Consider the following 21,362-nt stretch of genomic DNA (forward strand, 5'->3'; position numbering starts at 1 on the left):
TTAATGGGTTCCTAAATCGTCAACAAAGACACGATCGCCGTTATTTTTCCAGAAAAGGTCGATGCTGAATATTTACGCATTAACAGGATTCTCGAACATCATACGGGTTTCTTCAATAAACATTTTCGCTTTTCCGCAAGCGTCGATAAATCCAGCGGACAAATAGAAGGAAGCTCAACCAAGCCGCGATAATCAACGCAATTATCGATAAGTCTCTGGGATTGCGGCTTGTAAAGAATTCAACCACGCCGGAAACGCCATCGCGCAATGCCTCCGTATCGGGCGTAAATGCCGCAAGGCCCGCTACCACAAGGATTTTAGGGATGATACCTATCCCCGTCCCCACCCAAAATTTCCACATCGGAATATGCGCGGCCCCAGCTGCGGCATTGACGACAATAAACGGCGCAGAAGGCACTACTCGGACCAAGCCACTCGCCAAAATGCCGTGACGACCGATAAAATCTATGGTGCGCTGCACCCTAATCCCGCCTTTGCGCCGAACCCAACGCCCACCGAGGAAATGGCCAATACCAAAGGTCAACGTGGCGCTCGTCATCGTGGCAATCCATGAATAGATCGCACCATTTTGCGGGCCAAATACAATGACGGTCGCCGTGATCAAGAAAATCTGCGGAAAGCCGGTCAACGCAAGAAAAACAAAAATAGAAACGACCCCTATAACTGCCCAAGGAGATTCAGCGGCAGTCACCAGAAGTTGAGTAAGCCCTTCTTCTTGGTCAATATTTAGCCATTGCTGCCCGAATGCGAGCATCAAAACGACGAAAACAAGCAAGATCACGGAGACCGCCAAAGACGTTATCGCCTTGGCATCCATCGACGTGAGCAAGCGCCCCAAAAGGCGCAGAAACTCAATCATATAGCGGTTCCACCTAGCGCAGCGTCTAAACGACACTAGCCGAACTAACCCCATTTTAGCTGCTTTATAGCCCCAAACAGCCGTGCCCTTTACGTTATTAAATAACGCTCCCCAACAGCCTATGCAATCTATCCGGGAAGATAAAGGTTAACATTGCGATTGACGGCTTAAAGGTCCACCATCGCGTGGGGAAATTGTGGCTAACACCGCGCGAATGATGAATACGGCGGGGAGAGTAAGCTATGCGTATTTCACTGTTTTTCTGGCTCATCATTTTTCTATTGGGCGTTCTCGTCGGAGACCGCAATGGCGCGCCGGGCTGGGCGAGCCGCATTAGTGCAGGCGCTTTTACCGCCGTTGAGCGATGGTTCGGCAAGCTAGATGAGCCAATTCCGAATGCTGCGGATGCCGTCGAAGACGTAAGTGCAGACGCCTCGATAACAAATGAATCTCTTGATGAAAACGCGCCGGATAATTCGCAACTTCGTATCAACGAAGCCGGGCTCGAAATCATCAAGGAAAGCGAAGGGTTGGAGCTTGAAGCCTACAATTTGTATGGACAATGGCTCATCGGTTATGGACATGCGCGCACCGCAGAACCCGGCATGACGATAACCGAAGCAGAAGCCGAACGCCTATTGCGCGAAGATGTTGCTTACTCGGAAAATGCGGTACGCGAATTGGTCGTCGTTCCGATCAATGAAAACCAGTTTTCGGCGCTCGTATCACTTGCCTATAATTTGGGTTCAACCCGTTTTTCAAATAGCTCCGTTTTGGAGCTTTTAAATAACGGCGACTATCAGGGCGCGGCAGACGCATTTATATTTCATGATCGCGCCAGAATTAACGGCGAATTGCAATCAATCCCACATTTAACAGAACGCCGCGCGAAAGAACGTGAATTGTTTCTGCGCCCAGTTAACTGAGCAATTTTATCGCCTCGGCACCATTATGGACTTGAGGCCATTCGGCCGCCTGATTGCGAAACCAGGTCATTTGCCGTTTCGCAAATCGCCGCGTGTTTTGCTGAAGTTGCGAAAGCGTAGCCTCCCGATCCGCCGCCCCACTCAGGAATGATACCAACTCCGCGACCCCTAATGCCTTCATGACCGGCATCGCAGGATCAAGTTTTCTTTCCATAAGCGCGCGCACCTCATCAATGGCCCCTTCTTCGAGCATCTGGGCCGCGCGCCGATCACAATTTGCATAAAGGGCTTCGCGCACAGGCACGATGACAACACGTCCTGAAACCTCTTGGACAAGCGGCTTTCGCGGTAAAGCCTGAAAATATGAGAGGGGCTTGCCTGTTGCTTTTTGCACTTCCCAAGCGCGCAAGAGGCGTTGCGTATCACCAACAGGTAGCCGCGCCATCGGCGGATCTGTCGTAATGACTTCCTGCCGGAAAGCTTCGGCCCCCAATTTATTCCACCGGTCTAATGCCTCTTCTCGCGCAGATTGCGGAATATCAGGAATTGGAGATAGCCCCTCCTCTAGGGCTCGAAAGTATAGCCCCGTGCCGCCCACAACGATCGCCGTTTTTCCGCGCGATTGTATTTCAGCAATAATCTGCGCGGCGCGCGCCGCCCAAATCCCCGCAGAATATCGCGTCGCGCCATCGACCACCCCATATAAGTGATGCGGGATTTTCGCTTCGTCTTCCGCGGATGGACGGGCGGTCAGCACCCATAAATCCCGGTAAACCTGCATCGCGTCAGCATTGACGATTTCCCCATCAAGCTGCTCCGCCACAGATAATGCTGCCGCTGACTTGCCGCCAGCGGTCGGCCCTGCGATAAAGATCAAATTTGCAGCGCTCATGGAGCCGTCCGTACTCGTATGACTTATATTCTCTCGGTCGTCGCTAATCCCGAAAACCCAACAATTGATTCCGACCTTCTCGACCGCATAGGCGACGCGGTCAAGGGAACGCCGCCACGCATTCTCGCCCCGAATATCGCCTATGATATTGGACTTGCAAAGCCGCCTGCTAAGGAAGCGTTATCCAAAGCGGCGGCAATGGCGCGCGAGGTTCGGGTCGATATTAACCTCATTTCAGCAGAAAATCGGCGTAAAAAACTGCTGATCGCGGATATGGATTCAACAATCATCGAACAAGAATGTATCGACGAAATTGCGGATTATGCGGGAAAACGCGAAGAAATTTCTGACATCACAGAACGCGCAATGCGCGGTGAACTCGATTTCGATGAAGCGCTAAAGGCGCGCGTTGCAATGCTGAAGGACCTCTCAGAAGAGGTTTTGATTGAAGCCTTCAAACACAAAATTTCGCTAACCCCCGGTGCGAAAACTTTGGTTCAAACGATGAATGCGATGGACGCAATGACCGCACTGGTCTCCGGCGGCTTTACCTTTTTTACAAGCCGCGTCGCAAAGGAAACCGGCTTTAAATACAATCAGGCAAATGAACTGCTGTCGAATGACGGTAAACTTACGGGCGAAGTTAAAACACCCATATTAGGCCGCGCAGCAAAGGAAAAAGCACTCAAACGTCTAGCCGATGAAGCCAATATAAAATTGGCGGATACAATCGCGGTCGGTGATGGTGCGAATGACCTATCCATGCTTGGGGCCGCAGGTGTTGGCGTCGCATTTCGCGCGAAACCCGCAGTCGCCGCTGCAGCACATGCGAGAATAGACTATGCTGATCTAACAGCGCTTTTATACCTGCAAGGCATTCCGCAAACGGAATTTCAACATTAAGGGCGCAACGATTCGTAGAACAGCAAATCACCACGCTGCACGTAGATCTGCACTGGCCCGCTATTGAGGTTACGAAGTTTACCGAGCTTATCGACCGCCGTTGACGGTCGTGTAACGCGCTCCCAACCGATTTCGAGAATGATATCCCCCGGCTGCAGAACAATTGCTGCAGGGCTTTCCGGATCAACGGCAGTGACGACAACCCCCTGCACCGTTGCGGGAAGCCCAAAGGCTTGACGGATTTCCTCTGTTGGTTCCTGCAATGTAAGGCCGGACCCTTTCGCGGCATTCGCAGGTAAAATGCCTGAAGAATTCGCCGCCAGCATTCTGGTTTCGCGGCGGTCAACGCGGACCGAGACGCTGACCCGGCGTCCATCACGCAGCACCACAAGTGGCACCGTCGTACCTATGGGCGTATCTGCCACAGCACGCGTGAGGTCACGCACACTATCTATGTTACGGCGGTTAAACAGCAAAATCACGTCATTCGGCGCAAGGCCCGCATCGGCAGCGGGACTATTGGGACGAACGACTGTTACCAACGCCCCTTTTGGCGCGCGCAGACCAAGCGATGAAGCTAGCTCCGGTGAAACATCATCAATAGAGACACCCAACCAGCCGCGCCGCGTTTCGCCAAACTCGCGCAATTGCGAGATGACCGTATTTGCAAGATCGGCGGGCACTGCAAACCCGACACCGACAGAACCACCGGTCTGTGAGTAGATCGCCGTGTTCACCCCAACGACCTTGCCGTCCATATCAAAGAGCGGCCCGCCGGAATTACCGCGGTTAATAGCTGCATCAGTTTGAATAAAATCATCATACTGACCAGAATTGATATCCCGATTGCGTGCAGAAACAATTCCGACTGTCACTGTGCCGCCAAGGCCAAAGGGATTACCGATTGCAATAACCCAATCGCCGACCCTTGCGGCGTCAGAGTCGCCAAAACTGACATAGGGAAATTTGGTCGAGCCACCATCAAGCTGCATTACCGCCAAATCCGTTTCGCGGTCGCGGCCAATGACGCTCGCCGAAAACTCACGGCCATCATGCAAGGTGACCGTAATGTCATCGGCGTTGTCGATAACGTGGTTATTTGTGACGACCACACCGGATGAATCGATAATAAACCCGGACCCCAAAGAAACGGCCGGGCGGTCGAATTTACGTTGAAGCGGCGCAAGCTCCCCGGTCGCGCGTCCACCAGCACTTCGCTGGGCAGAGGAAATATTGACCACCGCCGGCGTTAACTGCTCGGCCAAATCTGCAAAACTGTCTGGCGCGCCGCGCCCCGCTGCGACCGCACTAAAGTCTGTAGCCAATAGGCTTCCCGACGCAACGACGCTCGCCAGAACACTACGCACAATCCCCATTCGAGCCATATTCGCCTCTACTCTATCCCCGAGAAAAATACCCTAGGTGAAATAGGTTAACCCAAACAGCACCGCCGGGAAACGCCTCAAACGCGCATCCCGGCGGTCAATCGTCGATCAATTTTCGAGTTAGTTCCGCTTTCCGTCCAAGTTATTGAAATAGCGGAAAAATTCGCTTTCTGGCGAGAGCAGGATGGTTGTGTCGCCGCTTTCGCCACTTTTCTTGAGGGCTTCCTCATAAGCTAACAGTGAGCGGTAGAAAGCGAAAAACTCTGGGTCTTTGCTGTAAGCAGCCGCAAAAATCGCATTTCGCTCACCATCCGCAGCACCGCGAATCTTTTGCGCTTCTTCTTCGGCTTGCGCCTTGATCTCGATAACCTGACGGTCAGCTTGCGCCCTGATCTGGTTCGCGCGCTCACTACCCTCGGAACGATATTGCTGCGCAAGCTGACGCCGCTCAGCGATCATCCGCTGGAAAACCGCTTCTGAGTTGGTTTGCGGCAGGTCAGCACGGCGGATTTTAACATCGATAATCTCAACACCCAATGGCCTTGCAGACTGACTGAGTTGCTCTTGGATACGACCCATCAATTCGCTACGGCGTTCAGAGATAATTTCGTCAACCGTCACAGAGCCTAACACCGCGCGCAAAGCATCTTCGAGCTGAGAACCGACACGGTCTTCACCAATGGTCTCACTTCGGACTGACTGATAAAAACGCAGTGGATCAATAATCCGATACCGAGCAAACGCGTCAACGATTAGTCGTTCCTGATTGCGGGCAATGATCTCTGTTTGACCTTGCTCAAGATTACGATTTCGCTTGTCAATAAAATCGACGCTCTCTGCAAACGGCACCTTAAACTTAAGGCCGGCTTCGGTGTACTGGTTTTTCGGCTCACCAAAACGGAAGACCAATGCCGAATGAGTTTCCGGAACGATAAACGCCGAGTTCAAAATGACGACCAAAACGGCAAGCGCCGCAATACCAATTAGGGGCAATGGAAGTTTATTCATCTTAGTTTGCTCCCTGATTTCTGCGCAGCTCATTCAGCGGCAGGAACGGCACAACGCCTGACCCCGCGTTTTCGTCGACGATAACTTTATCCATGTCGCCAAGAACCCGCTCTACTGTTTCGAGATACATGCGTTGACGGGTCACCTCTGGAGCTTGCGCATATTCTGTGTAGATTTCATTGAAGCGCGCCGCCTGACCACGGGCATCCGCAGTCCGTTCGGCTGCATAACCGCGCGCCTCCTCAAGGATGCGTTGCGCTTCACCACGTGCCTCAGGCACGACCTGGTTTGTATATTGCCGTGCATTTTGAATGACTGTCGCCTGATTTTGCTCCGCAGCCTGAACATCACGGAAGGCTTCGTTGACTTCCTGAGTTGGCGGCTCGGCAAGGGTCATATTGACACGTTCAATGTCGATACCGGCGCGATAGCTATCGAGCGCCGCCTGCATCAACTGTTTGCTTTCCTCAGCAACTTCAACGCGGCCTTCGGTCTGAACAAAATCTAGGGTATTACTCCCTACGACTTCACGCATTGCCGCTTCGCCGGTCATCCGCACCAATGCAGCCGGATCATCAATGTTGAACACAAACTGTGCGACACCGGGAAGGTCTTCACCGGGTGCGGGCACGAGATCTGATTTGATCTTCCATTGTACGGTGAATGCGACATCGACGATATTTTTATCACCAGTCAGCATAAGGCCCGGCGATAACTGACCGGACCGGCGATCATTCGCCGGAATAACTGTATCTTGGAGCGTTAGCGCTGGCTGTTTGTTCACGCTCTGCACTGGCGCAGGTATATGCCAATGAAGGCCTGGGCCTTTGACGGTGTCGTATTTTCCAAAGGTCGTTACAACGGCAAGTTCATTCGTTGCGACCTGATAAATACCACTGGCAAGCCATAACAACACAACCGCCCCAGCGACCAGACCACCGGTTGCAGCCGACATATTGAAACCACCGCCACCGTTTCCGCCGCCGCGGCCGCCACGGGGAAAGGCCCGCTTTAATCGCTGGCGAGACGCTTGAAGCAGATCTTCGAGATCCGGCGGATCATTCCGTCTGCCGCCATTATTGTTTCCGCCGCCATTACCGCGAGGGGGCTGCCCCCAAGGTCCGCGACCGCCGCCATTGCCAGAATTATCTTGCCAGGGCATTGAGCCTCTCTTTGCTTGATTATTTCACCTTGCGCCCGATTCATTTTCCGAGCACTGGTGGAAGTGACTGTATAGAGCCGTATATATGTTACCAAATTGCCCGCGTGCAACGCGCGCTCTGCGTTTTTTTAAAGGATTTCAAAGGCAACTGTGACCAATCCCCTGATCATGCGCGTTCGCGCCGCTCTCGAGACCATTAACGATCCCGCCTCGGGACGCAACCTTATCGCTGCCGGCGCGATTCGCGGTCTTGCGGCCGATGACGATGGCCGCGTGCGTTTCACTTTAGAACTAGCCGGCGCGGACCGCCAAGCCTCCGAGGCGCTCTTGGAAGCAGCCAAAGCGGCAGCGGGGTCAGTGGACGGTGTTTCATCGGTTTCAGCAGTTGCGACCGCGCATCAGGCCCAATCCCCGCAAACCCAAAAACCGACCACGCCAGCCGGAGCCCATGCAAATCCATTTGGCCTCAAAGGAAAACCAAAGATCGAAGCCGCTGGTGAAACACTGACCGGTGTGAAAAGCGTTATTGCCGTTGCCTCTGGCAAGGGCGGGGTCGGAAAATCTACGGTCGCAGCAAATCTGGCCGTCGCACTGGCCGCTACCGGAAAACGGGTCGGGATCCTTGATGCGGATATTTATGGCCCGTCCCTACCCACTCTTTTTGGCCTCAAAGACAAACCAACTATGCGCGAAGGCAAAATCGTGCCCCATGAGGCGTATGGCGTAAAAGCAATGTCGATAGGCTGGCTGGTCGATCAAGAAAAAGCGGTGGCTTGGCGCGGGCCAATGGTAATGGGCGCGGTACGGCAGCTTATGACCGATGTAGATTGGGGCGAGCTTGATATCCTTCTCATCGATACCCCGCCCGGGACCGGCGACACGCATTTGTCCCTGATCCAATCGAAACGGTTATCGGGCGCGGTAATTGTTTCTACACCGCAGGAAATGGCATTGGCCGACATGCGCCGCGGAGTCGCGCTTTTTCGGCAGACAAAAACACCTGTTCTCGGCATTATCGAAAATATGGCTTGGCTCGAAATGCCGGATGGATCGCGTCAGTATATTTTTGGCGAAGGCGGCGCACGCAAGGCCGCTAATGCCCTAGAGGCCCCGTTTCTAGGTTCAATACCGCTTTACCCAGAGCTTCGTCAGGCTTCAGATGAGGGAATGCCGCTTGCAGCACGTGAGCACCCCGCATCAGATAGCTTCAAAGAACTTGCCGAAAAAATCGGGAAAAGTATCGATGACTGATTATTCGTCCGAGGACGTATGATCATGAACGATGCGCCATGCGCCATTATCGCGACGCATCACCAAGCTGAAAGTACCGCTCGATAATTCACCATCTTGATCTAGATTAAATCGGCCGGTCACAGTCGCCACATCATCCGTTATCATTTTCACGTCAAGCTTTTCAAAGCCGAGTTGGCCAAGGGTTGCACCGCCGCCATAGGTTTCACGATAACGCTTCATCGTCGACGACCAGCCGCGCGTGATCGAGGTGTTGGAGACGAATTTTAAGTCATCGCTCTTCCAATAGGTCTCCATAAATGCTTCCAGATTGCCTTCATTCCACGCAGCAGCCTGAGCGAAAATAGAAGCTAAAATGACCTCTTGCGGCGTCCGCAGTACGGACGTTGATTTCTTTGGTTCTTTTTTCTCAGTTAATTGCGGAACAGAATTATCTGCCGGTGATTGCTGACTACTAACGACCGTAGGCGTAGTAACCGGTTGAGCCGGTTCTTGCGCAAGGCTTGCGGTTGTAACCGCAGTCGCGGGTTTCGGCGCATCAGGTGCTGCACCCAACATACGACCGGAACCGATCGGCGCGTGTCTCACGTTCGATGTCTCAGCGCGCTGTTCGACCAACACGGCCGGTTCACCAGACGGCTCAGCCAGTGATGGCTGCGCAAGAATTTGGCTCATGCGCTCTTCTAATACGTCATCTTCCTGTTGGGGTTGTTGGTAATCACCTGTTGATGCTGTTCCACCAACTGGCTCCATAGCTAACGGGACCGGCGCATCCATCGTCTCAATTGAACTCGAAGACGCCTCCTGCGTCGGGGCGTGGGTCGTATCGACAACATAGTCGCTTACTGGAGCGGAGGTTGTTTCGGCACGCAAGGCTGGTTTTGAAACAGTGCAAGTGAAACCCGCAGACTTCAGCCGTGTCACAATCGCATTAGCTTTTTCAATACAAAAACTGTCGGAATTATTCGCATGATACGGAACGGACACATTAGAGCCGCCACCGCGCGTATATCGAACATCACAACTTTGCCCAACATTGCCGGGCGTTAAAACCTCAATGACGCGCGCGTCGCTTCCGCGAACGCAACTGGATTTATCGGTTTCCGCCAATGCAGCCCCCGCTGCGGCGATCCCGATAAAAAATGAAATCCCTGATAAAGCCCGTTTCATATGTCCCCTCCTCGAATCGGTGCTTGTGCGATTGCGCTTAATAGGTCTGCGCCACACAGCTAAGACATTAACGCACAGGACGATGCATTAGGAACTTATTGCCAGCGAATGTTTAATTTACTGTCGATATCGTAAATGGCAGATGGCAAAAACGTTTAAAAAACAGCCTATTTCGCTGGTTTCATCGGGAGCCGGTCTAGAATGAAAAATTCGCAAGAATATTGATTTTTCGGGCCCTTTTCACAGCTCGAAAGTAATTTGCGGCTCCATTGTGACGAATCAATGGTCGGGAAAAACGCGTCTCCGTCTACATCGGCGTCAACTTCGGTCAGATAAATTCTATCCGCTAGATTGATCGTTTGGGCGTATATTTCTGCGCCCCCAATCACGCAAAATTCTTCCGCGCCCACCGCCTCAGCACATTCGCGACCCAAATGCAGCGCCGCATCAATTGACCTGCTGATAAAAACCCCTTCGGCGCTAAATCCCGTCGCGCGGGTAATGACGATATTATCCCGCCCCGGAAGCGGTCGGCCAATCGAATCAAAAGTTTTCCGCCCCATGATGATAGGCTTGCCCATGGTGATGGACTTGAACCATTTGAGATCGTCAGAAATCTTCCACGCTAAATCTCCGTCGACGCCAATGACGCCGTTCCGCGCGACCGCCACTGCGAGAGATAACGAAATATCCGTCATCGGCCGTTCATCTCATAGGCAGCTAATGCCCTTAACGGATCACCGGTTAAACGATAGGTCGTCCAACCGTCCATCGGCTCGGCGTTTAGCGACCGATAAAACTCAATTGACGGCTTATTCCAATCCAGCACAGACCATTCCATCCGCCCGCAGTCATTTTCGACAGCGATCTTTGCTAGTGACGCGAGCAGTGCTTTGCCTGCTCCAATTCCTCGGTATTGCCGCTGAACATACAAGTCTTCGAGGTAAAGCCCGTGCTTCCCTAAAAAAGTGGAGTAGTTGAAAAAATAAAGCGCAAAACCCACCGCCGCACCCGATTGTTCGGCAATAAGCGCGAACACCCTAGGATTATCGGCAAAAAGCGTGACCTCTAGGTCTCTTTCCGTTGCCACGACTTCGTGGCTCAGCTTTTCGTATTCAGCGAGTTCTTTAATGAAGCTCAAAATAATCGCTTCATCACCAATTGTTGCTGCCCTGACGGAAACGGTCATACCGCAACTGGCGCTTTGATATGCGGCTGCGGCGAGTAATTTTCGATGGCGATATCATCAAAAGTAAAATCGAAAATATTGGTTGTTTCTGGATTGAGGCGCAGCGTAGGCAGGTCATGCGGTGTACGTGCTAATTGTTCACGCGCTTGGTCGACATGGTTCGAATAAAGATGTGCATCCCCCAATGTATGCACGAAATCGCCCGCTTTTAATCCGCATACTTGTGCAATCATTGCGGTCAACAATGCGTATGATGCGATATTAAACGGAACGCCCAAAAACACATCGCCTGAGCGCTGATATAATTGGCACGATAATTTGCCGTCCGCGACAAAGAACTGGAAAAGGCAATGGCATGGCGCGAGTGCCATTTTATCAAGCTCCCCGGGGTTCCACGCACTGACGATTAATCGGCGTGATGTAGGGTTATTCTTGATTTCGTTGATAACCCAAGAAATCTGATCAATCGTTTCTCCATCCGGCCCTGCCCATGATCGCCATTGCTGACCATAAACTGGCCCGAGATCACCGTTCTCGTCGGCCCACTCGTCCCAGATCGAAACGCCGTTCGCTTTCAAATATCGAATGTTTGTATCGCCCGAAAGGAACCACAATAATTCGTGCACGATTGATTTCGTGTGCAACTTCTTCGTGGTCAGTAACGGAAAACCCTCTGACAGGTCATATCTGGATTGGTGACCGAAAACCGCGCGCGTCCCGACCCCGGTCCGGTCCATTCGTTCGTCACCGTTTTCCAACACACGCGAAAGTAGTTCCAGATATTGACGCATAAACTTGGCGAATCTCCTGTTTCCCACATAGTTTAACGATCTTGCGGGACGATCCAACTGTTGCTTTTTCCCCGTTTCCGCTAATGTTACGAAAAGCGGATCAACCAGTGGGGAGCTGTGGCGCATGGGTATTTCGGGAACCCCTGACAATCAAGTAGGTTCTGCCGAAACTGCGAGAGGACTGGCGCTCACCGGACTGGTGATCGGGCTCCTGACTGGCGGTATTTCCTATGGAATCGGAGAATATTGGATAGATGACCATGACGAACGCTTTTTAGCGTTCACCACTCTCCTTTTTATCGTCACGACCGCATTTTCCTATCTGTTGCTGACCGAAGCAGGCCAAATAGCCCGCGCCGGATTGGGGGCATTTCTCATCGGCGTGATTATGACCGGCCCCGATTATTTTATTTTCAGCACGCTCGCCGTCGAAACCGACAACTATGATCCGTTTCCGGGGATGTTCTGGCTATTTGTGGGTCGGGGTTTGGCCGTTTTTCTCTTGATAGTCTTACTAAAAGCCGGTTTTGAACGGGGATCGTCCCTTTTTGCATTCCCATTTTACAAAGACGTTTTTTTCCACGGGCTGACACTCCCCCTAATCACAGGCGGCGCGAAGCTTTTTGCCGGTTTATCACTTCTTCTCCTGTTTGCGTGGGCCTATTTATTAAAGCAAATGGACGTGGACTTTTTCCACAGGCTTTTCAAAGAAGGATGGTTTCTACTGCCATTCCTTGGCGCAATTGGCGGCCTATCGATCGCATTGATGCGCAGTCAACAATCGGTGCTTAATGCCTTGCGCTATGTGCTTCTTTTGTTTTGCCGAATTCTCATGGTCATTACGGCACTTTTCACGATTACCCTTTTGTTGGTGCTCGCAACAAAGGGTGTGGGCGTCGTGTTCGACAGGCCCTATCCGAGTATTTGGATGATGGTGCTGGCGATTGCCGGCATGCTGATATTCAATGGCGTTTATCAAAATGGCCAGGGCGCTGCGCCGCCAATTTGGCTTCGCCTACCGACGCTTATCACCTTGCTTGGATTTCCTGTCTATTCCGGGCTGGCATTTTATGCGTTTGGCTTACGGATCGATGAGTATGGCCTGACACCGCCGCGATTGACCGGTCTTGTTATCAACGGCCTTGTCGCGGCTTACTCTTTTGTTTGCCTTGCCGGCCTGGTTACCGAGTTAAACTGGCGCGGTAAAAAATGGATGCCTCTGGTTGGCCGTCTCAACATTCTAATGGCCTGTTTGTGGGTTATCGTTTTGGTTGGCTTAGCATCGCCGATCGCAAACCCTTGGGCGATTAGCGCCCAGAGCCAGTATAGACTGATCGCTGAACAAAAAATCTCTGCCGACGATTTTGACTATGGATATTTGCGGTTCAAGCTCGGACGTCCCGGCGACCGCGCCCTCGAAAAATTACTAAAGCTAGACAATCATCCGGAAGCTGCAGCAATACGAGATGGCATTTCGCGAGCGCGTAGCGCCGAAAGTTATTACCGCTACAAAACGCCGATTGTTCCCGAGTTGCAAGAAGCTAACTAGCTATCGGCTCAGGAAGCTTGTCTGCGTTTTCGTCCTTCGAAGATTTGTCTTTGTGCGACTTTTCGGATTTGTCTGCGTTCTTTTCGATTAAATGCAGTTTCCGATTGGGCCCATTATAATCTTCAACCCCTTGCGAGATCGCATAACAGGCCAATCTAACGGAGCGAGGGATTTTCACTTTTTCCCCGTCACGTTCGCCTTTTTCATAGTACTGAATCATGCGCCGTTTGAGGCCCAATAGATGCGCAGCATCTTTTTGAGACAGTCCCAAAGTCTTGCGCCACTTGCGGAAATCGCTGGCTTCCATTTTTGCTGCCCCATCTCAAAGTTAAATATCAGCCCCGTGCGCACATAATGCATGGATATTACAGAATATTGACAAAAACCGAGATTTTTTCGCCTAAAGGCCTATTAGGCTTTAAATTTTTTGCTACGCGCCCTATATCTAGGGCGCTCGCGCAAGTGAGCTATGGCAATAAATGACGCGTGTAATAAGCGTTTCGGACCCGGGGGCGGTACCCGGCGGCTCCACCAGATTTCCTCCTCCTTAAACCACGGTTCGGGGAGATGTGGCGGGGCCGAACTAGGATCGACGAGCGTCTAAAGACGATGTTTTTGCCCGGTTTGCCTCCGTTATTTGGCTAAACTGAATAGTTGCTAATGACAACAATTCGGAAGAGTTCGCTCTTGCTGCTTAATGCAGCTGAGTAAGCTCGCTTTTTAAAGCCCTAGCCCCCATCCAAGGGCTAGGCGGGGTTCCCCGGTACCTGGCAACAGAAACCGGGACTTTCATTGAAAATTGTTTGAACAATCGCCTCCATGCAGGCGTATTTTCTCGTTGTCGGCGGTGTTAAACCTTCAGGAATCTATCCAAATCAGCGGGGTTTAGGGCGTTCAAGCGCTAGCGCAGCAGCATTTAGCCCGTTAAAAGACGGGACCGAATTACCAGAAGGACGGATATCGTGAGTGAAGACGTCGAACTCGATTACAGCGAACTAATTCAAGACGCCCAGAAAAAAGCCTATCGATTTCTGATGCAGGATGTATTGAACATTGTTGCCACGCTTGGCGACGCGCCGGGAGAACATCACTTCTTCATCGAGTTTCAAACCACCGCGAACGGGGTTTCCATTCCCGATCATTTAAAAGCGCAATATCCCGAGCGTATGACGATCGTTCTTCAGCATCAATTCGAAAATCTCGTCGTTACCGACGACCAGTTCAGCGTCACCCTCTGGTTTAAAGGTAAGGAAGCGAACCTTGTAATTCCATTCGATGCGGTCACTCAGTTTGCTGACCCTAGCGCACAATTCGGTGTCAGCTTTGAAGCCGTCGAAGAAGAATATGAAGAGGTCGATGAAAGCGAGACATCAGATCCAGAAGACCCCGATATGTCGGATACGGACAACACCGCGGACGAGAGCGAACAAAAATCAGACGGTGCCGACATCGTTAGCTTGGACGCATTTCGCAAAAAGTAACCGCGCGGCGTCGCCACGCACGCGTCCCCAATTCTGTTTTTCGGTTCGGCACCTGATCGAATAAATCCACCCGCCAAAAATCTGCGAAAGATATTAATATGACCAAAACCCGTACAGAATCCGATAGTTTCGGAAAACTCAATGTTCCTGCTGACAAATATTACGGCGCGCAATCCGCGCGGTCGCTCATAAATTTTCCAATCGGTACAGAAACAATGCCGGCTCCTCTCATTCGTGCGCTCGGCATCGTTAAATTAGGCGCTGTACGCACAAATATGAAGCTGAAATCAATCCCGGCCAAAACGGGCAAAGCGATTGAGAAAGCAGCCAAAGAAGTAGCTGAAGGAAAGCTGAACGATCATTTCCCGCTTTCTGTTTGGCAAACTGGCTCGGGCACACAGTCAAATATGAACACGAATGAAGTCATTGCGAACCGCGCCATTGAGATCTTGGGCGGCGTGATCGGGTCTAAAGATCCCGTTCATCCGAATGATGACGTTAATATGAGCCAGTCGTCTAACGACACATTCCCTACGGCGATGCATATCGCGGCAGCTGAGCAAATAAATCACGAATTAATACCAGCGCTTGAGCATTTGCACGCAGAGCTTGTCACAAAACAGAAAGCCTTCGCAAAGATTATCAAAATCGGGCGGACCCATTTACAGGACGCAACACCGGTCACACTGGGGCAAGAATTCTCTGGCTATGCGCATATGGTCAAAAACGGCATCAAGCGGGCGAAAGCTGTGCTTCCCACTCTCTATGCGCTTGCTCAAGGCGGGACCGCAGTCGGCACGGGCGTAAACTCCAAGAAAGAATTCGCTAAAACCTTTGCGGCTGAAGTTGCGACTTATACCAAGCTTCCCTTTGTTACGGCACCAAACAAATTCGAAGCCCTCGCAACCCATGACAGCATGGTTGAGGCCCACGGCGCATTAAATGAAATTGCGATGAGCCTTTTCAAGATCGCAAATGACATACGCTTGCTCGGTTCTGGTCCGCGGTCGGGGTTAGGTGAAATTAGCCTTCCCGAGAACGAACCCGGATCTTCGATCATGCCGGGTAAAGTTAACCCGACCCAGTGCGAAGCGATGACAATGGTCTGCGCTCAAGTAATGGGTAACAACACAACCGTTAGCTTTGCTGGCTCACAGGGCCACTTTGAGCTGAACGTCTTCAAACCGGTTATCGCGATTAATGTTCTTCAGTCGATCCGCCTGCTCGCGGACGCGTCAAACTCCTTCACGGATCGCTGCGTCGTCGGAATTGAAGCGAATGAAGAGCGAATCAAGTCATTGATGGAGCAATCTCTTATGCTCGTGACAGCGCTTGCTCCGGTTATTGGTTATGATAACGCAACCAAGATCGCCAAAACGGCACACAAAAATGGGACAACCCTCCGCGAGGAAGCGGTTAGTCTTGGGTTTGTCAGCGCTGAAGAATATGACCGGATCGTCCGGCCAGCAGACATGGTTGGACCGAAATAATATAACAAATTCAAGGCACTTTATCTTTGCACGTGAACCGGTAAACCCGGCACGTGCAAAGTTGGACCGGTTCTTGCCTAAACCATTCCAAGCGTTGTTCCCATGGAATGAAAATTGGGCATTTGGCGCTTTTTGGGACACGGGATTTAACAAGGACTAGGACGATCATGGCCGATACCAAACCTTCCGATAGCCAATTGCGCGTGCTTCTTGCGCAATTTCTTTTTGCGCACAATGTCGACATTGAAGCCCTTTATGGCGCTTTAGGCACAGACCTTTCCAATGCCGACGCTGAAGCAGTTTCACACATGGCCGGTATTATCGACGGTGTCATGCTGGCGACCTCCAAAATCCGCGCTCATGGTCTGGATAACTGGACCAAAAACTAAGCAGCGCAATTTCACTTTTTACTTGCACAGCGCGCGCGAACCGGTTTCCTCATTGGGGGTGAGGAGCCGGTTTTCGCTATTCCGATGATTAAAAAATCAATTACCCTAAAAGGCCATCGCACAAGTATCGCGTTAGAGGCTGAATTTTGGGACGCGCTCGAAATCATCGCGGACCAAAAAAGATGTTCCCTACCCGCCTTAATCAATCAAATTGACCGCAATCGATTGAAAATCGATCCCGCGCCGGGACTGGCATCCGCAATACGGGTTTACATTCTACGGAATTCGACTCAGCGCGATTGACCAGCCGCATAGTTCGCGCCGCTTGTTTCGTTACGGCCCAAAACTACCTGCGCATAGGCTCTACCAACCTCGTCGGCATAGCCCCGCAACATCGGCCGAACCTGATCGAAATTACTCACACCGGCTGCACGGGCAAGCATTTTGCCAAAACGGCTCCGTACCGGTGACTGGATCGGATCTCGCCATTGGCTAAGGGCGCGGACTAATTGCAATCGCGCCCAGAATGCGCGAGCTGATTTAAGCGATTGAACAGTGACCTCGGGCAATAACCCGGACCGCGCCATTGCGTCCAACGCCTCTGACGGATTGCAGTCCTGTACAAACGGATGCGCCGAAGCATGTTTGTAAACGAGCGTGCTGATAATCAACTCGACGTCTGAACGACCACCCTCAATTTTGTCGATGTCCCAATCCGAACTCGGCCGATCACGCCGCATCCGTTGTGCACGGGCGCGATCAAGGTCGCGGAACAATATGTCAGCACGCCGAGAACAAGCGACCGCGCCGCGCAACGCTTCACGGGCGCTCTCCGCAATTTTTTCGGAACCCGCTGCGATCACACGGCCGCGCGCTAACATTATCTGTTCATGGGCAATCGCCTCAGACTGCACATAATTTTTGTAGGCTTTCAAATCCGGGACGAGTTCACCATTGATGCCCGATGGCCGGTGGGTCGTGTCAGGCAGAACCGCAAAAAGCCCCTCACACATTGAGCCAACACCATCAAGGTATGCCCGGGCAAACCCCTCTCCGGCTTCCCCCAACGGGGCTGCGCTAATAAAGCCGAGATGTGTCGCGGCACCCAGAACATACGGCCCATCGGATTCGAAGATATGTAGTGAAATCTCCTCTGCTGCCGCCTTTGTCTTATCATCGGCCGCAAAATTTACAGCCTCGAATGCTTTGCTCAGGGTACTGATATGAACTTCATTAATTGCCTCAACTGCTGTATCAAAACTCGTCGCACCGATGGAAACGCTATAGGCAATGCGCGCAATCAACTCAGATCGCCAAGCACCAATTTTTGACAATGCGTCATCTTGATCAGACTTTGGCGGCACGTAGCGTGATAGCCATTCCTGAGCGGTTTTTGGTGTCTCAACACCAGCGCCTTCAAACAAGAACGCACATGCCTGCTCTGATTGAACGATTGGCGCAATCGCAGGACTGAACGAGCCGAGTGCATCAACCAATCCGTCACGTTCCGGAGCGCCTTCACTAACCAAGGAAAAGACATCACGGCTTTCGCCCGCGACACTCAGTAATTTATCGAAAAGGCTAACTGCACGATTTGGATATTGCGTTTCACCGAATTCCGAAAGTAATCCAGGTGCACAAGCGGAAAATCGCTTCTCGCCTTTAACTTGGTGCGCGTGCTCAGCCCAGCGGTCTATTGATCTTGAAAGGCCCGGCCCGTTCAAAAATCCTAGATCTTCCAACTTATCCGCGTCTTGGTCGACACCGTCCTCACTCGAACGATAAACCGCCAATTCCTCCCGCGGTCCGGTTGCGAGTCGCCGTAATGTACTAACCGCATCTGCCTTTGCACCGGCTAAAACAGTCGATAACTGCTCATATTCCGTATAGCCACAAAGGCGCGCGAGGGCTTGCTGTTCGTCATCGCGATCCGCATTAAACGCCGGGCAACCTTTTAAAATCTGCAAACGTGAAACTGCGATATGCGCGAGTTCCTCGCCTGCAATCAAACGCCTCGCTGCGTCTTTTGAAATAAAGCGAGATTGCGCCGCAGTTTCGAAGATGTCGCGCGCAGACGCGGTTCGGAATAACGGCCGAACGCCGCCGATCACCAAACGGCATAAATCTGCCACACCACGAAATGCACTACGGGGATCCTGTTCATTTGCTGTGACAAAGCTTTCTAGGGAATCTACGGAAACTGGATTATCGCTCCAGACAAGCTTTTCGATATTTTCGAGAAACTTACCGCCAGCCTCCCGGTCACCCGCAACAATGCGGCCCGTACTAAGCCAAAATTTCAATAAGTCTGACTGTGGCCCTTCCGCTGTGGATGCAACGCGAGCAACACTGTCAGCATAGCCTGCGCCGCCAACGCCTGAGCCTAAGGGTGTCCGCAATGCATAAAGCGTTTGCTCGCCCGGCTTACCTTCGAACGCCTCACGAAGCTCTGCGCCAATACGAACAAAAGTTCGATCCATGCCGCGCGCATTTGAAGCCTCGAAAATAGCCTCGTCGTAAAGAACCACCAGATCAAGCGGGCCATATGGTGTGAGATCTTCATGGGCGAAATCCGCACCGGCGACGATAAAAACGCCTTTGAGGAAATTATCAGGGTCCGGTGCGCTCAGTTCTCCGCGTTTGACCGCAGCGCGAACAAGCCACCTAAGGCCGCATTCAACCATGCGCTCAGCAAAGTCGACGCGTGCAGCGGTTGCTTCGGCCACACCCCATTGACCGTTTAACTCGGCAATTGCGATTGCAACGTCCACGCGATTTTTGAGCGGCGCAAGCGCAGCATGTAACGCCTCTGGACCACCAACACCGCGATCTAACGACGTTAAATCCCGCGCGGCCTGCGCGAGGATTGGCGATGGACCGTCGATTAGAGAGGTTGCTGCGGCATCCGGGTGGGTCATACATAAATCAGCAAGGCGACGCGTCGTACCAAAAACACGCAACATCACCAACCGTCGATCGGGTTGATCTAGCGGCGCACCGGGATCGCCGCCGAGCGATTCAGCAACTGCTCGACGCCACCGCTCAAGTGCGGCTGTCGCACGCGATGGATCAATCGCGTCACCGTTATTGCGTGCTGAATAGGTGCTCGCAGCCATATGAAACCCCGTGATTGGCCTAAAAGATCAGAATGGACTATGCCGCTCCACAGTGAATGCTGCGTTAAACATATTGTGACATTTAGACTTCATCTGAAAAACTGTTATGAAAACCTTTTCTTAACCATGCTCGATTGCTCATGACGCGGAATGTTGCTCGGTTCTTAATTCTTCTACGCAAAATGCGTCGCCGTATGCCGCAGGTTGATGTGCTGCGTGTCTGGATTGTCGCTGTTTTGATCGGGATTGCGGCCGCTTATGCGGTAATCGGCTTCAGATACGCAATCGATGGCGTTTCGATGTTCGCCTTTGGCGCGACCGAAGCCAGTATGACCAGTGGCGCTTCCTCTCTCAGCCCTTGGCGGGCATGGGCCGCTCCAGTTCTTGGCGGGCTCGTCGTCTCCGCGATGCTGTATCTTGCCGAAAAATTTAGTTGGTTGCCCGGTGGCCGAGGACAGGCGGTCGCCGACGTTATTGAAGCCCGCGCCGTTGCTGGTGGGCGCGTCTCCCTTCGCGCCGGGCTCGCTGCGGCAGCAGTTTCTGCAGTATCGCTCGGTGCCGGTGGCAGTGCAGGCCGTGAAGGACCAGCGGTCCATCTCGGTGCCACCATCGCATCAATTTTGAATCGCAAGCTCGGGTTTAACGCCAAGCAGCGCCGAGCATTGCTTGGTTGTGGGGCCGCCGCGGCTGTATCTGCAAGCTTTAATGCGCCGATTGCCGGGGTCCTATTCGCCCTTGAGGTCATTTTGGGAAACTATGCGCTTTCGGTTTTTGGCCCGATTGCCGCAGCGAGCGTTTCAGCGGCGATTGTCACCCGTATCCACTTGGGTAACTTTCCCGCCTTCGCGCCCCCAGAATATGGAGCGATCTCAAATATTGATGTTCCGCTCGCCGCACTCCTCGGCATTATTTGTGGATTGATTTCGTCTGGATTTCTTCTGTCTACGGAAAAACTAACCGTCTCAGTCCGTGAATTCGCTCAAAAACGGAATATTTCCTATTTGCTCTTGCCACCGATAGGCGGGTTCATCATCGGGGCGATTGGCATTTTTTATCCGGAAGTCTTTGGCGTCGGCTATGAAGCGGTGACGAAGGCCCTCAACGGCGATTATGCGATCCCGTTATTGGTCATGCTTGTCGTCATGAAATGCGCGGCCACCGCGGTTACGCTTTCCTGCCGATTTGGGGGCGGTGTATTTTCACCTGGACTTGTTATCGGCGCTTTCATTGGTGCCGCGTTCGGGGCAGCGTTGGGACAACTCTTGCCCGGCGTAACCGCTAGCCCCGTCTATTACGCGATGATTGGTATGGGGGCCGCCAGTGGTGCGATTTTAGGCGCACCGATTTCAACGACCTTGATCGTTTTCGAACTTACCGGTGAATATGGTATTACAATTTCTTTGATGGTTGCCGTCGCGATTGCGACGCTCATCACGCAATATATTTGCGGACGGTCTTTCTTTCACTGGCAATTATCGCGGCGTGGTTATGACCTCTCCGAAGGTCCGCAAGGTATCATCCTGAAAACCACGCGGGTGCGTGATGTAATGGAGGCGATGCCGCCGGGCTCACCGCTTGCGCCGGATGCAGACCGGCTGGAAACGCGTCAATCTCTCGGCGATGCGCTTGCGCGCCTCAATGATGCCGAGGAGCACGGGCTACCGGTTGTGAACGCGGAAAACCGGGATCAGATTGTCGGTTATCTATCCCGCGTAAAAGCGCTCGCTGCCTATAATAAAGCGCTGATCGAAGATAATATCGAACATCATACCTAAGGTGA

At 52.3% G+C, this 21,362-nt stretch carries 20 protein-coding genes and 1 other RNA gene; 10 read left to right on the top strand and 11 right to left on the bottom strand.

Annotation, left to right across the window (positions count from 1 at the left end; all coding sequences use genetic code 11):
• Positions 1-112: 112 nt before the first annotated feature.
• The gene (locus ABFZ83_RS08425) at positions 113-880 is read right to left on the bottom strand and encodes a TVP38/TMEM64 family protein (protein ID WP_411816103.1); all 768 of its coding nucleotides are present in this window, start codon (positions 878-880) and stop codon (positions 113-115) included.
• Between the two features lie 242 nt (positions 881-1,122).
• Between ABFZ83_RS08425 and ABFZ83_RS08430 the strand changes: the two genes are divergently transcribed.
• Complete coding sequence (locus tag ABFZ83_RS08430) at positions 1,123-1,806, top strand: lysozyme (protein WP_411816104.1); 684 nt, start codon at positions 1,123-1,125, stop codon at positions 1,804-1,806.
• On the opposite strand, the gene miaA is transcribed toward ABFZ83_RS08430, so the two are convergent.
• On the bottom strand, positions 1,799-2,698 hold the full coding sequence (gene miaA, locus ABFZ83_RS08435) for a tRNA (adenosine(37)-N6)-dimethylallyltransferase MiaA (RefSeq protein ID WP_411816105.1): 900 nt from the start codon (positions 2,696-2,698) through the stop codon (positions 1,799-1,801). The two genes, ABFZ83_RS08430 and miaA, sit on opposite strands and share 8 nt — an antisense overlap.
• Positions 2,699-2,716: 18 nt before the next feature.
• Here miaA and serB point away from each other — a divergent pair, with 18 nt between their 5' ends.
• On the top strand, positions 2,717-3,601 hold the full coding sequence (gene serB, locus ABFZ83_RS08440) for a phosphoserine phosphatase SerB (protein ID WP_411816106.1): 885 nt from the start codon (positions 2,717-2,719) through the stop codon (positions 3,599-3,601).
• Here serB and ABFZ83_RS08445 read toward each other — a convergent pair.
• From ABFZ83_RS08445 to hflK, 3 genes are all read right to left on the bottom strand, one after another.
• Positions 3,598-4,986, bottom strand: coding sequence for a Do family serine endopeptidase (locus tag ABFZ83_RS08445; RefSeq protein ID WP_411816107.1), 1,389 nt, complete (start codon positions 4,984-4,986; stop codon positions 3,598-3,600). The genes serB and ABFZ83_RS08445 overlap by 4 nt on opposite strands.
• A gap of 120 nt (positions 4,987-5,106) precedes the next feature.
• Positions 5,107-5,994 carry a protease modulator HflC gene (gene hflC / locus ABFZ83_RS08450; protein ID WP_411816108.1) on the bottom strand — a complete coding sequence of 296 codons (888 nt, stop codon included), beginning with the start codon at positions 5,992-5,994 and terminating at the stop codon, positions 5,107-5,109.
• Between the two features lies 1 nt (position 5,995).
• Positions 5,996-7,156 carry an FtsH protease activity modulator HflK gene (gene hflK / locus ABFZ83_RS08455; RefSeq protein WP_411816109.1) on the bottom strand — a complete coding sequence of 387 codons (1,161 nt, stop codon included), beginning with the start codon at positions 7,154-7,156 and terminating at the stop codon, positions 5,996-5,998.
• Positions 7,157-7,306: 150 nt separating this feature from the next.
• Between hflK and ABFZ83_RS08460 the strand changes: the two genes are divergently transcribed.
• Positions 7,307-8,407 carry a P-loop NTPase gene (locus ABFZ83_RS08460; RefSeq protein WP_411816110.1) on the top strand — a complete coding sequence of 367 codons (1,101 nt, stop codon included), beginning with the start codon at positions 7,307-7,309 and terminating at the stop codon, positions 8,405-8,407.
• Here ABFZ83_RS08460 and ABFZ83_RS08465 read toward each other — a convergent pair whose 3' ends face one another.
• The 4 genes from ABFZ83_RS08465 to ABFZ83_RS08480 all read right to left on the bottom strand — a co-directional run bounded on the left by ABFZ83_RS08465 (position 8,408) and on the right by ABFZ83_RS08480 (position 11,557).
• Positions 8,408-9,577, bottom strand: a complete 1,170-nt coding sequence (locus ABFZ83_RS08465) for a nuclear transport factor 2 family protein (protein WP_411816111.1) — start codon at positions 9,575-9,577, stop codon at positions 8,408-8,410. It abuts the gene before it with no gap.
• Positions 9,578-9,744: 167 nt separating this feature from the next.
• Complete coding sequence (locus ABFZ83_RS08470; protein WP_411816112.1) at positions 9,745-10,275, bottom strand: dihydrofolate reductase; 531 nt, start codon at positions 10,273-10,275, stop codon at positions 9,745-9,747.
• Positions 10,272-10,766 (bottom strand): N-acetyltransferase family protein, encoded by a 495-nt coding sequence (locus tag ABFZ83_RS08475; RefSeq protein ID WP_411816113.1) that lies wholly within the window; start codon positions 10,764-10,766, stop codon positions 10,272-10,274. Before ABFZ83_RS08475 ends, ABFZ83_RS08470 begins: the two co-directional genes overlap by 4 nt.
• The gene (locus ABFZ83_RS08480; RefSeq protein WP_411816114.1) at positions 10,763-11,557 is read right to left on the bottom strand and encodes a thymidylate synthase; all 795 of its coding nucleotides are present in this window, start codon (positions 11,555-11,557) and stop codon (positions 10,763-10,765) included. Before ABFZ83_RS08480 ends, ABFZ83_RS08475 begins: the two co-directional genes overlap by 4 nt.
• Before the next feature lie 124 nt (positions 11,558-11,681).
• Here ABFZ83_RS08480 and ABFZ83_RS08485 point away from each other — a divergent pair, with 124 nt between their 5' ends.
• Complete coding sequence (locus tag ABFZ83_RS08485) at positions 11,682-13,106, top strand: hypothetical protein (RefSeq protein WP_411816115.1); 1,425 nt, start codon at positions 11,682-11,684, stop codon at positions 13,104-13,106.
• Here the strand turns inward: ABFZ83_RS08485 and ABFZ83_RS08490 are convergent.
• Positions 13,099-13,413 carry a helix-turn-helix domain-containing protein gene (locus tag ABFZ83_RS08490; protein WP_411816116.1) on the bottom strand — a complete coding sequence of 105 codons (315 nt, stop codon included), beginning with the start codon at positions 13,411-13,413 and terminating at the stop codon, positions 13,099-13,101. The genes ABFZ83_RS08485 and ABFZ83_RS08490 overlap by 8 nt on opposite strands.
• A gap of 106 nt (positions 13,414-13,519) precedes the next feature.
• Here ABFZ83_RS08490 and ssrA point away from each other — a divergent pair.
• The 5 genes from ssrA to ABFZ83_RS08515 all read left to right on the top strand — a co-directional run bounded on the left by ssrA (position 13,520) and on the right by ABFZ83_RS08515 (position 16,769).
• Positions 13,520-13,894: a transfer-messenger RNA gene (ssrA, locus tag ABFZ83_RS08495) on the top strand.
• 174 nt (positions 13,895-14,068) lie between these two features.
• Positions 14,069-14,587: an SspB family protein gene (locus ABFZ83_RS08500; RefSeq protein ID WP_411816117.1), complete on the top strand. Its 519-nt coding sequence runs from the start codon at positions 14,069-14,071 to the stop codon at positions 14,585-14,587.
• Between the two features lie 98 nt (positions 14,588-14,685).
• Entirely contained in the window at positions 14,686-16,077 is a 1,392-nt protein-coding gene (fumC, locus tag ABFZ83_RS08505; protein WP_411816118.1) for a class II fumarate hydratase, read from the top strand.
• Between the two features lie 167 nt (positions 16,078-16,244).
• Positions 16,245-16,466 (top strand): hypothetical protein, encoded by a 222-nt coding sequence (locus ABFZ83_RS08510; RefSeq protein WP_411816119.1) that lies wholly within the window; start codon positions 16,245-16,247, stop codon positions 16,464-16,466.
• Positions 16,467-16,550: 84 nt separating this feature from the next.
• A complete protein-coding gene (locus ABFZ83_RS08515) occupies positions 16,551-16,769 on the top strand; it encodes a ribbon-helix-helix domain-containing protein (protein WP_411816120.1) in 219 nt (72 codons plus the stop codon).
• On the opposite strand, the gene ABFZ83_RS08520 is transcribed toward ABFZ83_RS08515, so the two are convergent.
• Positions 16,757-19,582 carry a hypothetical protein gene (locus ABFZ83_RS08520; RefSeq protein WP_411816121.1) on the bottom strand — a complete coding sequence of 942 codons (2,826 nt, stop codon included), beginning with the start codon at positions 19,580-19,582 and terminating at the stop codon, positions 16,757-16,759. The genes ABFZ83_RS08515 and ABFZ83_RS08520 overlap by 13 nt on opposite strands.
• 140 nt (positions 19,583-19,722) lie before the next feature.
• Between ABFZ83_RS08520 and ABFZ83_RS08525 the strand changes: the two genes are divergently transcribed.
• Positions 19,723-21,357 (top strand): chloride channel protein, encoded by a 1,635-nt coding sequence (locus ABFZ83_RS08525; protein WP_411816122.1) that lies wholly within the window; start codon positions 19,723-19,725, stop codon positions 21,355-21,357.
• The last annotated feature ends 5 nt before the right edge of the window (positions 21,358-21,362 follow it).

This window comes from Hyphococcus formosus, assembly GCF_046736345.1.
GTDB classification, from domain to species: Bacteria; Pseudomonadota; Alphaproteobacteria; order Caulobacterales; family Parvularculaceae; genus Hyphococcus; species Hyphococcus formosus.